The organism is Reyranella sp., assembly GCF_050185545.1.
Lineage (GTDB): Bacteria > Pseudomonadota > Alphaproteobacteria > Reyranellales > Reyranellaceae > Reyranella.
This window is the reverse complement of record NZ_JBFWZI010000089.1, coordinates 1-14,894: the sequence shown is the minus strand read 5'-3', so window position 1 is coordinate 14,894 and position 14,894 is coordinate 1. Positions and strand designations below refer to the sequence as shown.

Below are 14,894 nucleotides of genomic sequence, written 5' to 3'. Positions count from 1 at the left end.
TCATGGGCGTTAAACCAAGAAGAATCCTCACCCTAAGGAGCGGCCCGCAGGGCCGCGTCTCGGATCGGGCGAAGTAACCTTCGCCCTTTGGTTGGCAAAGGAGGGACCGCTGCGACACCGCTTCTTCAACGATCTACTGTGTGGTCCATCCTTCGAGACGGCCGCTGCGCGGCCTCCTCGGGATGAAGATTCTTCTTGGTTTAACGCCTATGGGGAGGTGTCTCGTACGGGGCGGAGGGGGAAGGCTGCAGGCGAGGTCAATGAGATTCCGACGTCTACACTCACACGATCGAGAACCGCTTCTTCTTCGAGATCGTCGAGCGCCACAACTACGGCGGCTACGGTGCCGCCAACGCGCCGATCCGGCTTGCCGCCCAGGCGCGCCTGGCGGCGCAGCACGGCGAGTCGGTGGGGGGATCGGCTGGCGTGAGCTGGACAAAGTCTGTACGGCGCTGTACAGTTTTATCGAAATGAGCCAGATCCGAGCCCAGCGCAAGGGTGCGGAAGAAGCGCGCGCCCAACTCCCGGACCTGCTCACGGCGGCCGAGCAGGGCCAATCCACGATCATTACCCGGCATGGCAAGCCAGTAGCAGCGCTGGTGCCGATCAAGGCCTATGAGGCCACAGCTCGACAGCAATCGTTGCTGCCCTTGATCGGCTCCGGCCGCGGCATGTGGGGAAAGGACAGCACGCGCACGCTGCGCAAGTTGCGCGACGAATGGGACCGGTAAACCTTACGGATTTGTCCGATCAGGCGCTACTGTTGGTGGACTCCGCGCCGGTGATATACGCTTTGGAGAGGCACCCGAAGCTCGCGGCCCGGTTCATTCCGGTGTTCGAGGCGCATGCGGAAGGCAAGCTCCGACTTGCCGTTACGACAGTTGCAGTTTGCGAGATTCTTACTGGTCCGGCCAAGTTGAACGACGAAGCAGCAATTCGCCGATATCGCGCTACTTTCGAGTCTTGGCAGGTGGTCGATCTCAATCAGCGCATTGCAGAAAGTGCGGCGCGTTTGCGTGCGTCGCTTGGGCTTAGGACGGCTGACGCCATTCAGGCGGCAAGCGCGCTCGCGATCAATGCCGCAGCGCTGGTGACCTATGATCGCGATTTTTCACGGCTGCGTTCGTTGCGCGTTATCTCGTAACGGCACGAAACTCCGTCGAAGACGAATGGGGATTGGATCAGGCCCCGCCGCCTCCGTCTGGGCTGCAGTGGCCGGTCGCATCGACAGGCGAGCAATAATGCCCCGATGTGTGACCGGGATGGGCTCCGGCATGGACGAGCCCGGCACCGTCATCACGGCGGAAGCCTCTTTGCTTGAGCGGCCGCAGCAGCCAAATCACGAACCCGGCAATCATCACCGCCAAGAGCAGGCTCAGAATGGCCAGGGTTGTGCTGCTCATGTGGGCTTCTCCTATTCGGCCGCCTTCGCGATCGGGTCGAAGCGGGCGTCGAAGTCGCGGATGGATTTCTCCACGGTCGCCGCGACTTGCTTGAGCTTGTCGGGGTTCACCACCTTCAGGCCGAACAGGTCCTTGACATAGAACACGTCGACGGCGCGCTCGCCGTAGGTCGTGATGTGGGCCGAGGTGATCTGCAGGTTGAGGCGCGTGAGCGCGCGCGTGACCACATGGAGGAAGCCAGGCCGGTCGCGGCCGTTGACCTCGATAACCGTGAACGTGTCCGACGCGTTGTTGTCGACCAGTACGCGCGGCTCGACGGTGAACACGCGGTCGCGCCGCGGCCACGAGCCGCGCTGGCTATCGAGCTCGCGCTGGATGTCGAGGCGATTGCTGAGCGCCAGCTCGACCCGCGCGGCAAGGCGCGCGAGGCGCTGCGGACCGTCGAACGGCTTGCCCTCGAGGTCCTGAAGCCAGAAGGTGTCGAGGGCCATGCCGTTGGCCAGAGTGAAGATCTTGGCGTCGACGATGTTGGCGCCGCTCACCGCCATGGCGCCGGCGAGGCGGGCGAACAGGCCGTGCGTGTCGAGGGTGTAGACCGTGACCTCGGTGACCGAGCGCTCGCTGTCGATGCGATGCTCTATCGCGAGCGGCTGGCGATCGCGCTCGGCGCTGCGCACCAGCTCGGCCTGGCGGGCCAGCGTGTCGGGCGTGAAGGAGAACCAATAGGGCGCATAGCCGCGCGCGAAATGCTCCTCCTTGTCCTGCGCGCTCCAGCCGGGCAGGCGCTCGGCGACCTCGGCCTGGATGGCCCTGATGCGCTCGGCGCGGCCGCCCGCCAGCGTGCCGCCGGACAGCACGCGCTCGGTGGCATTGTAGAGCTGGCGCAGCAGGGCGGCCTTCCAGCCGTTCCACACGTTGGGTCCGACGGCGCGGATGTCGCACACCGTCAGCACCAGCAAGAGGCGCAGCCGCTCGGGCGACTGCACCAGCGCGGCGAAGCTGTCGATGGTCTTGGGATCCATCAGGTCGCGCTGGAACGAGGTGCTGGACATCGCGAGGTGATAGCGTACCAGCCACGCCACCGTCTCGGTCTCGGCGGCGCTGAGGCCGAGCCGGGGCCCCAGCTGCATCGCCACCTCGGCTCCCAGCACCGAATGGTCGCCGCCGCGGCCCTTGGCGATATCGTGCAGCAGCACGGCCAGATAGAGCACCGGCCGCGACAGGATCTTGTGCACGATGTCGGAGGCCAGCGGATGATCTTCCTTGAGCTGGCCGGCCTCGATGCGCGCCAGCATGCCGATGGCGCGGATCGTGTGCTCGTCGACGGTGTAGGTATGATACATGTCGTGCTGCGTCTGGGCGACGACACGACCGAAATCGGGCACGAAGCGGCCGAACACGCCGGCCTCGTTGAGGCGGCGCAGCGTCGTCTCCGGATCGTGCCGCGACGTCATCATCTGCATGAACAGCCGGTTGGCTTCCGGATCGTTGCGCAGGCGATCGACCAGGCGGATGTTCTGGGTGATCAGGCGCAGCGTCGCCGGATGAATGTCGAGATCGTTCTCCTGGGCGACATGGAACAGCCGAAGGATGGCGACCGGATCGTTGGCGAAGGCGTCGGGCGAGCCGACCGCGAGCCGCTCGCCATCGAGACGGAAGCCGTCGAGCTGGCGCGGCCGCAAGGTCTGCCACAGGGCGGCAAGCCGCGGCTTGCGGCGCCGGCTGTCCTCGAGCGCCGCGACGAAGATGCGCGTCAGGTCGCCCACCGTCTTGGCGTGCAGATAGTAGTGCTTGGTGAAGCGCTCGACGCCACGGCTGCCGGCCCGGTCGGCGTAGCCGAGCCGGGTTGCGATCTCGCGCTGGAGGTCGAACGACAGGCGATCCTCGGCCCGGCCGGTCAGGTAATGGATGTGGCAGCGCACCGTGGTGAGGAAGCGCTCGGCGCGCTCGAAATGGCGCGCCTCCTCCCTGGTCAGAACGCCCTTGGCGACCAGCTCGCTGGGCTCGCTGACGCGGTAGAGATACTCGGCGATCCAGAACAGCAGATGCAGGTCGCGCAGCCCGCCCTTGCCTTCCTTGACGTTGGGCTCGACGACGTAGCGCGAATCGCCCATGCGGTGATGGCGCTGGTCGCGCTCGGCGAGCTTGGCTTCGACGAAGTCGCGGCCGTCGCCAGTCAGGAATTTCTGCGTGAAGCCCTTGATCAGCTCGTCGAACAGCTCGCGGTCACCCCAGACGTAGCGCGCCTCGAGCAGCGCCGTGCGGATCGTCTGGTCGCGCTCGGCATAGCGCAGGCTTTCCTCGACCGTGCGGGTGGCGTGGCCGACCTTCAGCCCCATGTCCCACAGGAGGTAGAGCATGAACTCGACGATCTGCTCGCCGCGCGGCGTCTGCTTGTAGGGCCGCAGGAACAGGAGATCGATGTCGCTGAGCGGCGCCAGCTCGCCGCGGCCGTAGCCGCCGGTCGCCACGACGCCGAGACGTTCGGCGACGCTGGGGTTGGCGGCCGGGTAGATGCGCTGGTCGGCGAAATCGAAGACCACGCGGATCAGCTGGTCCATCAGGAACGAGGTGGCGGCCAGCACCATGTCGCCGTTGTTCTTGAGCGGCCCCGGCTCCTCGAAGCGACGGCGGATCTCGGTCCGGCCGGCCGCCAGCGCGTCGCGCAGCAGCGCCAGCACCGCCAGGCGCGGCGGCTCTCCCCCCGTCGGCAGGTCCTCGACCAGGGCGGCCAGAGCCTCCTCCAGGGCGCGACGACGCACGATCGCGCGCCGGTCGGGGATCTGATCGTAGGGCTTGGCCATGGGGCGGGGATACTACAGGCGAGGCCTCGGCCAATACAGCGAGGTTACGGGGGCGAGACCGATAGGCCTCAAGTGGCGCGCTCCCCGGAGGCACTCTTCCAACACGTTCGAAACACCTTGCATATGGAGTGCATAGAAAGCTGCCGTCGAGCAAACGACCATTAAGGTGTACCGTGCGCACATGGGACTGAAGGCCTCCGTCGTATTGCTCACCCTGGTGCTCGGGATGCCGGCGGTCGGCTGGGCCCAGCAAAGGTCGGGCGGGGCGCCGGCCCAGGCCGCCACACCCTTGATCGATCTCAACGCGGCGAGCCGCGACGACCTGATGACCCTCGAGGGCATCGGCGAGGTGCGGGCCGATGCCATCATCCGGGCGCGCCCGTTCAGGGCCAAGACCGAGCTGGTCGAGCGCCGGCTGATTCCCGAATCGCTGTACGAGAAGATCGCCGACAAGGTAATGGCGCGACCGCCGCCGGCGGCAACCCCGACGCCTCAGACGCGCCCGCCGGCCGGCCAGCAGCGCCGCACTTGATGGCTCTGGCGGCCGAGGCCGAAACGATCTATGCGCTCGGCACGCCCGCTCCGACGCGGGCGCGTCCCGGCGCGCTGGCCGTCATTCGTCTCAGCGGGCCACGGGCGAGCGAGGCGCTGCGGGCGCTGACCAGCGGCGACGCAGGCCGGCTGCCGCCGCCGCGCCGCCTGGCGCTGCGGTCGGTCCGCGATCCGGCGACCGGCGAGGTGATCGATCGCGGGCTGGCCGTGTGGTTCGAGGCGCCGGGCACCGAGACCGGCGAGACGATGGCCGAGCTGCACCTGCACGGCGGGCGCGCGGTCGTCGGCGCTGCGCTGTCGGCGATCCACCGCCTGGGCTACTGCCGCCTCGCCGAGCCTGGCGAATTCACACGCCGCGCCTTCGAGCACGGCCGACTAGACCTCACCAAGGCCGAGGCCATCGCCGACCTGGTTGCCGCCGAGACCGACGAGCAGCGCCGTGCCGCCTTGCGTCAGATGGATGGCGCCCTGCACCGCCTGTACGAGGACTGGCGCGACCAAGGCCTCCGCCTGCTCGCCCATCTCGAGGCGGCGATCGATTTTCCCGACGAGGACTTGCCGGCTGGCCTGGCGGACGAGGTCGCGGTCGGAATCGAGGCCTTGCGGGGCGCGATCGTCGGTCACCTCGACGACCGGCGCGGCGAGCGCCTGCGCGAGGGCCTGTCGATTGCCATCATCGGCCCGCCCAATGCCGGCAAGTCGTCGCTGCTCAACCTGTTGGCGCGGCGCGACGCTGCGATCGTCTCGGAAACCGCCGGCACGACGCGCGACGTGATCGAGGTCCATCTCGATCTAGGCGGCTGGCCGGTCGTGCTTGCCGACACGGCGGGGCTGCGTCCCTCTGACGATCCAATCGAGCAGGAGGGCGTACGCCGCGCGCAGGCCCGTGCGGCTGCCGCCGACCTGCGAGTGCTCGTGCTCGATGCCACAACGGATTGGCGCCGCGCGCGCGATGAACTGGTCGCCGCCACCGAACAATGGGACCCGGCGCACGATGTCGTCGTGGTGAACAAGGTCGATCTCGTTGCTTTGCCGGTTGCGGGTGCGCTTCCCGTCTCGGCGCTGTCAGGCGCCGGCTTGCCGGAGCTGCTGCAGAGCCTGCAACGCTCCGCCGAATCCCTGATGCAGGAAGGCGCCGGCCAGCCGCCGCTGACGCGCGCCCGCCACCGCGCGGCGCTCGAGGAGTGTCAGGCCTCGCTTGCCCGCGCGCTGGTCGCGCCGGAGTTGGCGCTTGCCGCGGAGGATCTGCGGCTGGCAATGCGGGCGCTCGGTAGGATCACCGGTGCTGTGCGGATCGACGAGCTGCTGGACGTCATCTTTCGGGACTTCTGTATCGGAAAGTAGGCGGCCTCGGGTAGCAGTCTCGGCAAGATTTGCCCTTGCGATTGTTTGTGTGTTGGGGGCGACTATGCACGACGCACCGAGATGAGGCGGAACGTCATTTTTGCCTCCTTCAACTGGTTCGGGATACCAGCCGGCGACGCCCCGGGGTCCAACCCGGGGCGTTTCGTTTGCAGGCGGCTCGTTGTCGTTGTCAGCGGCTCTTGGTCTGCGGGGCCGCGCCTTCTGGATCCCTATCCCGGGGTCATTCCCTTCGACCTGATGATCGCGACGCCGGCGGGGCTCTCAAGGTAGGCGAGCAACGCCTGGGCCGCACTGGCCTTCTTCGTGTCAGCGGAAAGAGCGGCGGCGAAGACGACATCCTCCTGCAGTTCGGGCGGAAACGGCCCGACGACGTCGAGACCCGGTGTCGTGAGCACGTTGACGAGGAAGAGCGCAAGCTCGACCTCACCCGAGGCGACGATCGCCACGACCTGCGCGGGACCGGGTTGTGCCTTCGTCTTCGACTTCATTTGCTCGGTAATGCCGAGCCGTTCGAAAACCCGGGCGATCGCATAGCCGGTGGCGCTTTCGGGGACCGTGGCAACGGAAGAAGCCTTGAGCAGGGTCGTCTTGAACGCCTCGCAAGTTCCGATGTCTGGCTTGGGCGCACCGCTCCGGACGGCGACACCGATGCCGGCGCGCGCGACCTCCATCGTTGCGCCGGGCGCGAACCTTGCCCTCGCCGCCGGATCCTGCATGACATCGGCGGGTACGATGCCGGCATCGAACGGCCTGCCCGACGTTGCTTCCTGGATGAGGTTCGGTGTCGTGGCGAAGAAGAGGTCGAGCCGGTGACCGGAAGTCTGCTCGAACCGGGGCTTGAGGTCCGCCCAAACGCCAGCCATCCCGCCGCCCGCCAGAATCCGGAGACTGACGGTCTCAGGCGTGATGGCGTGGCCCCCTGTCATGACTCCTCCCGCGGACAGGCGTCGAGGCTAGGTCGCCGCGTTGGGTCACGCAACTCGGCACGCCGGGCGTTGCCGCGCTAGGATGGCGACAAGCCGCATTGTTTTGGGGATCCTCAGCCTGCCATGAATGAATTGGACCTTTGCTTCACGCCGGCGACGGAGCTCGTCGACGCCATCCGCGCCAGGAAGCTTTCCTCCGTCGAGATCACATCGACCGTGCTGAAGCGCATCGAGCGGCTCGAGCCGAAGCTCAATGCCTTCGCCTACCTCGCCGCCGACGAGGCGATGGACGCAGCGCAAGCCGCAGATCGCGCGCTGGCCAGGGGAGAGTCGATGGGGCCGCTGCACGGCGTGCCGGTGACCATCAAGGATCACGAGGCGGTGCGCGGCATGCAGCTCGAGTACGGCACACATCTGCGGCGCGGCGAGAAGGCGACGGCCGACAATGCGATGGTCGCGCGCTTGCGCCAGGCCGGCGCCGTCATCCTCGGCAAGACGTCGACGCCCGAGTTCGGCTGGATGGGCGTCAGCAACTCGCCGCTCACCGGCATCACGCACAATCCATGGAGGCACGGCTTCAATGCCGGCGCTTCGTCGGCGGGCGCCGGCGCCGGTGCGGCGGCCGGTTACGGGCCGCTGCATCAAGGGAGCGATGGCGCGGGATCGATCCGCATGCCGGCGCATTTCAGCGGTGTCTTCGGCCTGAAGCCGACCTATGGCCGCGTGCCGCAATCGCCGGTCGCGGCCAGCGACTTCACGGTGCATCTCGGGCCGCTCACGCGCACCGTCGCCGACGCGGCGCTGATGCTCAGGACCATGGCCGGCCCGCATCCCGACGATCACACCAGCCTCGAGGCCCTGCCCGCCGACTATCCCCGTCACCTGGCAGGGCGGCCGCGCACGCCGCGACTCGCGTACAGCCCCGACCTCGATCACGCGCGCGTCGATTCCGAGGTGGCCGACCTGGTGCGCCGGGCGGTCGAGGCGTTCGAGCGCGATCTCGGCCTGACGGTCGAGCAGGTCAGGACGCCGTGGGGACCGAAGGGCCCACCGCTGGCGCGCTTCTTCTGGCCGGCGCACTTCATGCGCCATTTCGACCGGCTGCCCGAGTTTCGCGACCGCATGGACCCGGGCTTCGTCGCCTGCATCGAGGCCGGGCAGCACCTCACCATGGCCGACTACCAGAAGACGCGGCTGGTGAAGTACGCCTACTGCGCCGAGATCCATCATTTCTTCGACGACTGGGATTTCCTGCTGACTCCGGCCGTCTCGGTTGCCGCGTTCCCGGCGACACTGCTGCAGCCGGCGCACTGGCCGCAGCATCCATGGGACTGGCTGTCGTGGGCGGAGTTCTCCTATCCCTTCAACCTGTCGGGCAATCCGGCGGCGTCCGTGCCCTGCGGGTTCACGAAGGAGGGCCTGCCGGTCGGCCTGCAGATCGTCGGACGGCGCTTCGACGATCTCGGCGTGCTGCAGATGTCGGCCGCCTTCGAGGCGGCGCGGCCGTGGGCCGGCAAGCGGCCGCCACTGGATTGAAGTTCCGGCCGTCTCGAGCGCCGCCAAGACGACAACGAGGGCACAGCCTTAAATTTGGCTGAAGAGCGCCTCATGCGCTGGGAGCGCGCCACTCCGATGGCGCTCTTCTTGATGATTGTACATCCCATGAGCGCCATCGGAGTGGCGCGCCCCCGGCAAAGACGCGGGCTCGTCTACCCCGTCCGGCCGAGCAGTGTCGGCAGCACCTTGTCGAGGGTGATCGGGTAGCTCCGGACACGCGCGCCGCAGGCGTTGTAGACGGCGTTGGCAACGGCGGCGCCGGCGCCGCAGATGCCGAGCTCGCCGACGCCCTTGGAGCCCAGCACGTTGGCGTGCGGATCGAACTCGTCGAGCAGGACGGCGTCGACGTTCGGCACGTCGGCGTGGACGGGGACGTGATAGGTGGCCAGGTCCTGGGTGATGAAGGCGCCGAAGCGCGGATCGACCACCGCCTCCTCCTCGAGCGCCGCGCCGACGCCCCAGATCATGCCGCCGATCAGCTGCGAGCGCGCCGTCTTGGCATTGAGGATGCGGCCGGCCGCGAACACGCCCAGCATGCGGCGCAGGCGCACCTCGCCGGTCGCCTCGTCGACGCCGACCTCGGCGAAATGCGCGCCATAGGCGAACTGCGAGTATTTCTTGTAGTCCTCGCCCGGCGCCACGTGGCCTTCGGCCGACAGGCCCTGCGCGCCTTCGCCGGCGACGAGCTTCGCCTTGAGCTTCGTGCACGCATCATGGAGCGCGGCGCCGCAGCTCGAGGCGCCGAACGAGCCGCCCGAGCCCGGCGTGTCGGGATAGGAACTGTGGCCCAGGCGGACCTCGACGTTCTCGACCGGCAGGCCGAGCAACTCGGCCGCGATCTGGGCGAGCACCGTGTAGGAGCCGGTGCCGATGTCGGTCATGTCCATCTCGACGAAGGCGTGGCGCGCCGACTTCATGGTCACGCGGGCGGCCGCCTTGCGCAGGTAGTTGCCGCGGATCGCCGCTGCCACCCCCATGCCGACCAGCCACTTGCCGTCGCGGGTGCTGCCCGGCCGCTTGCGGCGCCTGTCCCAGCCAAAACGCCTGGCGCCTTCGGTCAGGCATGGGATCAGCGCGCGGGTGGAGAACGGCACCTCCTTCTCGGGATCCTGCTCCGGCTCGTTCTTCAGGCGCAGCGCGATCGGGTCCATGTCGAGCGCGACGGCGAGCTCGTCCATCGCCTGCTCGAGCGCGAGCAGGCCGATCGCCTCGCCCGGCGCGCGCATCGAATCGGGGACCGGCAGGTCGAGCGCCGTGATCCGCTGGCTGGTCAGGCGATGGGGCGCCGAATAGAGCGAGCGGGTCGAGTTGACGATCGGCTCGGCGAATTCATCGGCCCGCGCGCTCTGGCTGAGAGACTGATGGGCGATCGAGGTCAGCGTTCCGTCCGGGTCGGCGCCGAGGCGCACGCGCTGGATGGAGGCCGGCCGATGCGTGGTGACGTGGAACATCTGCTGGCGGGTCAGCGCGATACGCACCGGGCGCCGGAGCTCGCGCGTGGCGAGACCCGCCAGGATCGCGTCGGCATGGACCGGCAGCTTGCCGCCGAAACCGCCGCCGACATATTCCGAGATCACCTCGACCTGGTCGGGCTCGAGCAGCAGCGTGTCGGCAATCGACTTGTGGGCGCTCTCGACCAGCTGCAGGGCGCTCCACACCGTGAGCTTGTCGTTCTGCCACGACGCCAGGCTCGCATGCGGCTCCATCATGGCGTGGCTCTGGTACGGCGTCGTGTAAATCGCATCGACGCGGGCATGGGCCGTGTCGAAGGACGCATCGAAGGAGCCGACGTGGCTGTCGGAGGACGTGCCGTTGCTGCTCTTCAGCGGATCGTAGGCGTCGCGGCTCGCGGCGACGAGTTCGAAGACGCCGGCGATCTTCTCGTACACGACGGTGATGACGTTGGCAGCGGCGCGCGCCGTTTCCGGCGTCTCGGCAACGACCAGCGCCACCGGCTGGCCGAAATACTGGACCTTGTCGCTGGCGAGCTGCGGCTTGGGCCGGGCATGGCGATCGTCGGCCCTGGGCTGAAAGGGTGCCTGCCGCGGAGCATTTTCGTGCGTCATCACCATCAGCACGCCGGGCATGCTGCGGGCGGCCGCGCTCTCGATGCTGGTGACGCGGCCTCGGCCGATGGTCGCCGTCACGATCGCGCCGTAGGCCATGTTGCCGGCATGCTTGTCGCCGGCATAGGCAGCCGCGCCGGTGACCTTGGCGCGGCCGTCGATGCGGTCGATCGCCTGGCCGATGATGCTGTCCATGGTCAGCCTCCGCTGGCGGCGAGGTCGGTCAGGGTGCGGGCGATCAGGCGCTCGGCCAGGCCGACCTTGAACTCGTTGCCGGGCTGGGGCCTCGCACCGGAAAGCGCGGCCTGTCCGGCCGCCTCGAAGGAAGCCCCGTTGGACGGCGCGCCGACCAGCTCCTGCTCGGCGGCGCGAGGGTGCCACGGCTTGTGCGCCACGCCACCAAGGGCCAGTCGAACGTCGCGGACCTTGCCACCGCTGGCATCCAGGATGGCGGCGATCGAAACCACCGCGAAGGCAAACGATGCGCGATCGCGAACCTTGCGATAGGCCTGCCGGCCAACCGGCGGCGGCGGCAGGATGATCGCCGTGATCAGCTCGCCGGCTGCGAGGGTGGTATCGTTATTGGGAGTCTCGTCGGGCAGGCGATGCAGCGAGGAGATCGGCAGGGTGCGCACCACGCCCGACGGCGCGTGCACCTCGATCTCCGCCTGCAGGACCGTCAACGCAACCGCCATGTCGGACGGATGCACGGCGATGCAGTCGCGACTGGCGCCGAGGATGGCGTGCAGGCGCGAATAGCCGCCGATCGCCGAGCAGCCACTGCCCGGCTGGCGTTTGTTGCACGGCATGTAGACGTCGTAGAAATATGGGCAGCGGGTGCGCTGCATCAGATTGCCGCCGGCGGTCGCCTGGTTGCGCAACTGGCCGGAGGCGCCGTTCAACAAAGCCTCGGCGAGGGCCGGATAGCGCTCGCGCACACGCGGGTCGCTGGCGATGTCGGTATTGCTCACCAGCGCGCCGATGCGCAGCCCGCCCTCCGCCGTCGCGTTGAACTCGCGAAGGGGCAGCGCAGAGATGTCGACCAGGTTGGTCGGCCTTTCGACGTCGACCTTCATCAGATCGAGCAGGTTGGTGCCGCCGGCGATGAACTTGCCGCCGAGCTGGCTCGCTGCCGCGGTGGCGGCAGCGATGCTGGTCGGGCGCTCGAAGGTGAAAGGCCTCATCCGGCACGCCCCTGCTGGCTGTCGAGGATTGCGGCGACGATGTTGGGATAGGCCGAGCAGCGACAGATGTTGCCGCTCATGCGCTCGCGCACCTCGGCGGCGTCGAGCGCCGGCGCGGCGGCAACGCTCACCATGGTGGCGGACGGCACACCATGTTCGATCTCCCGCAACATGCCGACGGCCGAGCAGATCTGGCCCGGCGTGCAAAATCCGCACTGCAAACCGTCATGCTTCCAGAAAGCCTGCTGCAGGGGATGCAGCGTCTCGCTCTCGCCAAGTCCTTCGATAGTGACAATCTCGTCACCGTTGCGCATGGCGAGCAGCGACAGGCAGGAATTCATGCGCACGCCATTCACCAGCACCGTGCACGCGCCGCACTGGCCGTGGTCGCAGCCCTTCTTGCTGCCGGTCAGCCCGAGATGGTCGCGCAGGGCGTCGAGCAGCGTCGTCCTGGGATCGAGCGTCAGCTCCTGCTTCTTGCCGTTGACCGTGAGTTGCGTCGTCAGGCGGGCGACGGGGGGAGCCGGGCGGGTCTCGGGCATGGTGGCGGGTGCCTTGGTTTGGGCCTGCAGCTCGCGGCCGAAGACGGCCGCCATGACGGAAGCGAGCCCCAGCAGACGGCGGGTGATGGCCGAGGGCGACTGCGAAATTGACGGGGAAGACCGCAGGGGAGAACGAGGCATGACGGATCAACAACGAAAGACCACGCACCTCGTTGCATTCTCCGCAGGGTAAGGTTGCAGTTTCCGCCAAATGAGATCGTCGCGGGCGATGGCGGTCCAAAAGGCTGAGTCTGGAAGGGGGAATGGGTGCGATGACGAGGATTCTGCTGACGCGGCACGGTCATGTCGAAGGCATCAGGCCGGAGCGATTTCGCGGCCGGGCCGAGCTGCAGCTGACCGCGCAAGGCGTTGCCGAGGCCGAGGCGCTCGCGGCGCGGATCGCGCGGCATTGGAAGCCGGCGGGGATCTACACCAGCGCCCTGCAGCGCTGCGTGCTGACGGGCGGAGCGATTGCCAAGGCTACTGGCGTGGCGGCGGAGCCGCTCGCCGGGCTGATGGATATCGACTACGGCGCCTGGCAGATGCGCTCACACGAGGAGGTCGAGAAGGAGGCGCCCGACGCCTATCGCCTGTGGCGCACCGCGCCGCAGCGGATGCGCTTTCCCGGTGGCGAATCGCTGCAGGACGTGATGGCTCGGACTGCCGACGTGTTGCGCCTGGTTCTGGCGCGGCATGCGACCGATACTGTCGTGGTGGTCGCTCACGACAGTGTCAACCGGGCGATCCTGATGCAGCTTCTCGATATGCCGCTGGCGGCCTACGGGCGGCTCGCCCAGGACCCCTGCACCCTGAACGAGATCGAGATCCTTGCCAGCGGCGACGCCCGCGTTCAGCGCATCAATGACACCAGCCATCTGGGGTGAAAGGTGCCCTACTCTGCCGCGACTCGCGGCCGCGGCGCCGGCACGTGGTATTGCGCGACAGCCGGCAGGCGGCCTGGCACCGGATCGATGCCGCTGGCGCCGTCCTTGTTTTCGTAGATGTGGATCTCGCGCACCGATGGCCGGGCGTCGCGGTGCGCATCGAGCCACAACCGCAGCATCAGCCGCTTCTTGTCGGCCTCGTCCCAGTCATCGAATTCGGAACGGGCGTGCAGCGTGGTGAGGTTGTTGAGGAAGCTCGCCTCGCCGGGCTCGAGACGGGTCTCGAACTGGAGCCGATAGGCGGTCGCGCGGAACGTGTCGAGCGCGTCGACCTCTTCCGCCGTGTAGTCGATGCCGAGGTCACGCATGGCGACGGCCGAGATCTCGCGCACGTAGAAGACGCTGACATTGCCGTCTACGTTGGAGAAGACCGGCACATTGTAGGGTGTGATCTCGGGATGGTCGGCGGGCTGCTCGCCACGCCGATGGTAGCGGAAGCCGCGATAGTAAAGCGGCATCAGGTCGGGACGACGCGCCAGCAGCTCGTTGTGGATCGCGAGGCCCGACGCGTATTGGCTGAAGCCGCCGGTGCGTGACTGGCGCACGCACATCAGGCCGACGATCTGGCCGAGATCGGTGTGCAACTGAAGCTCGCGGCGCGAGAGGTATCCGCGCGCACTCTCGGCTTGGCCTGGCGGCGTCTCGTCGCGCACATGCCCCAGGACATCGCCCAGCGCGCTTTGCGACACGCCACGGCCGAAATGGGCGCCAACCGCCCAGAACATCTTGCTGATCTGCTCGACGCTGAAGCGCGTCACGGGGAAGCCGCGGACGATGGTGATGCCGCGGCCGTGCTGGATTTCGTTGAAGATCCCCGCCAGCGGCGCATCGAGCGCGGGATGACGTACGTGCTCGGGACCGATCTCGCGCATCGACAGGCCGGCCCTCTCGACGCGGCCGAGAATTTCTTCGAGGGCCGCAACCTGGCTGGCGGTGAGGTCGAACGCGATCTGCTCCTTGGTGAAATCGCCACCGCGCCATGCCATCGGTGCGGGGATCTGTTCCTGGTATTGCGGCGTCATGGAGGTCCTCCCGTGGGATCGGTTCTCAGACGAAGATCGCGGAAGCCTTTACGGGCTCCGCGGGAGTCGCGGAGGCGGTGACGGAGATAGCGGCCGGCGCAACGCCGTCGCGCATCGCCACGGCGATGAGGTCGCGCAGGCGGGCGAGATGCGGGTCGAACAAGGTGGTGTCGCTCTCATGCAGGCGCAGCAAGGCCAGGCCGCGCAGGGTCGCGATGGCGAAACGCAGGAGATTCTGGCGCTCATCCGGATCGAGCAACGTGTCGCCCATCAGTCGGTCCCACATGTCGCGATAGGCGGCGGCAAGCGCCAGCCGGCACGCGCGGATGCGCTCGTGCAGCGCCGCCTGCTGGCGGGTGCCCATCAGGATCTCGGCGGCGGCGACGTAACGTGGACCGCCATAGAACTCCCACAGCGTGTCGACGATGCGCCGCGCGCGCTCGTCGATCCCGGTGTCGCGCGGATCGATGTCGGCGAGCCTGCGCGCGACTTCCTCGAAGACATGGGCAAGGGCTGCGAGGGCGAGGTC

At 67.9% G+C, this 14,894-nt stretch carries 14 protein-coding genes; 6 read left to right on the top strand and 8 right to left on the bottom strand.

The genetic code is table 11. From position 1 onward, the window contains the following. Positions 1 to 470 precede the first annotated feature (470 nt). Complete coding sequence (locus AB7O82_RS21805; RefSeq protein WP_428548486.1) at positions 471 to 731, top strand: type II toxin-antitoxin system Phd/YefM family antitoxin; 261 nt, start codon at positions 471 to 473, stop codon at positions 729 to 731. Then, the gene (locus tag AB7O82_RS21800) at positions 719 to 1,144 is read left to right on the top strand and encodes a type II toxin-antitoxin system VapC family toxin (protein WP_428548483.1); all 426 of its coding nucleotides are present in this window, start codon (positions 719 to 721) and stop codon (positions 1,142 to 1,144) included. The genes AB7O82_RS21805 and AB7O82_RS21800 overlap by 13 nt, the downstream gene beginning before the upstream one ends. 37 nt (positions 1,145 to 1,181) lie before the next feature. On the opposite strand, the gene AB7O82_RS21795 is transcribed toward AB7O82_RS21800, so the two are convergent. Beyond that, a complete protein-coding gene (locus tag AB7O82_RS21795) occupies positions 1,182 to 1,403 on the bottom strand; it encodes a hypothetical protein (protein WP_428548480.1) in 222 nt (73 codons plus the stop codon). 11 nt (positions 1,404 to 1,414) lie between these two features. Beyond that, positions 1,415 to 4,207, bottom strand: a complete 2,793-nt coding sequence (locus AB7O82_RS21790; protein ID WP_428548477.1) for a [protein-PII] uridylyltransferase — start codon at positions 4,205 to 4,207, stop codon at positions 1,415 to 1,417. Positions 4,208 to 4,388: 181 nt separating this feature from the next. Here AB7O82_RS21790 and AB7O82_RS21785 point away from each other — a divergent pair, with 181 nt between their 5' ends. Further along, positions 4,389 to 4,739, top strand: coding sequence for a ComEA family DNA-binding protein (locus tag AB7O82_RS21785; RefSeq protein ID WP_428548474.1), 351 nt, complete (start codon positions 4,389 to 4,391; stop codon positions 4,737 to 4,739). Further along, positions 4,739 to 6,103: a tRNA uridine-5-carboxymethylaminomethyl(34) synthesis GTPase MnmE gene (gene mnmE / locus AB7O82_RS21780; RefSeq protein ID WP_428620166.1), complete on the top strand. Its 1,365-nt coding sequence runs from the start codon at positions 4,739 to 4,741 to the stop codon at positions 6,101 to 6,103. The genes AB7O82_RS21785 and mnmE overlap by 1 nt, the downstream gene beginning before the upstream one ends. Positions 6,104 to 6,333: 230 nt before the next feature. Here the strand turns inward: mnmE and AB7O82_RS21775 are convergent, their stop codons facing one another. Then, complete coding sequence (locus AB7O82_RS21775) at positions 6,334 to 7,050, bottom strand: molybdate ABC transporter substrate-binding protein (protein WP_428620165.1); 717 nt, start codon at positions 7,048 to 7,050, stop codon at positions 6,334 to 6,336. 123 nt (positions 7,051 to 7,173) lie between these two features. On the opposite strand from AB7O82_RS21775, the gene AB7O82_RS21770 reads away from it, so the two are divergent. Beyond that, on the top strand, positions 7,174 to 8,586 hold the full coding sequence (locus AB7O82_RS21770; protein ID WP_428548468.1) for an amidase: 1,413 nt from the start codon (positions 7,174 to 7,176) through the stop codon (positions 8,584 to 8,586). A 173-nt stretch (positions 8,587 to 8,759) separates the two neighbouring features. Here the strand turns inward: AB7O82_RS21770 and AB7O82_RS21765 are convergent, their stop codons facing one another. The 3 genes from AB7O82_RS21765 to AB7O82_RS21755 are packed head-to-tail and all read right to left on the bottom strand — an operon-like array spanning position 8,760 to position 12,453. Then, complete coding sequence (locus AB7O82_RS21765) at positions 8,760 to 10,868, bottom strand: molybdopterin cofactor-binding domain-containing protein (protein WP_428620164.1); 2,109 nt, start codon at positions 10,866 to 10,868, stop codon at positions 8,760 to 8,762. 2 nt (positions 10,869 to 10,870) lie between these two features. After that, complete coding sequence (locus AB7O82_RS21760) at positions 10,871 to 11,857, bottom strand: FAD binding domain-containing protein (RefSeq protein WP_428547326.1); 987 nt, start codon at positions 11,855 to 11,857, stop codon at positions 10,871 to 10,873. Then, positions 11,854 to 12,453 (bottom strand): 2Fe-2S iron-sulfur cluster-binding protein, encoded by a 600-nt coding sequence (locus tag AB7O82_RS21755; RefSeq protein ID WP_428547323.1) that lies wholly within the window; start codon positions 12,451 to 12,453, stop codon positions 11,854 to 11,856. The genes AB7O82_RS21760 and AB7O82_RS21755 overlap by 4 nt, the downstream gene beginning before the upstream one ends. Before the next feature lie 218 nt (positions 12,454 to 12,671). Here AB7O82_RS21755 and AB7O82_RS21750 point away from each other — a divergent pair, with 218 nt between their 5' ends. Then, the gene (locus tag AB7O82_RS21750) at positions 12,672 to 13,283 is read left to right on the top strand and encodes a histidine phosphatase family protein (protein ID WP_428547320.1); all 612 of its coding nucleotides are present in this window, start codon (positions 12,672 to 12,674) and stop codon (positions 13,281 to 13,283) included. Between the two features lie 8 nt (positions 13,284 to 13,291). On the opposite strand, the gene AB7O82_RS21745 is transcribed toward AB7O82_RS21750, so the two are convergent. Then, complete coding sequence (locus AB7O82_RS21745) at positions 13,292 to 14,365, bottom strand: TauD/TfdA family dioxygenase (protein WP_428620163.1); 1,074 nt, start codon at positions 14,363 to 14,365, stop codon at positions 13,292 to 13,294. 25 nt (positions 14,366 to 14,390) lie between these two features. Further along, on the bottom strand, positions 14,391 to 14,894 hold a 504-nt coding region (locus tag AB7O82_RS21740), incomplete at its 5' end, for a hypothetical protein (protein ID WP_428620161.1).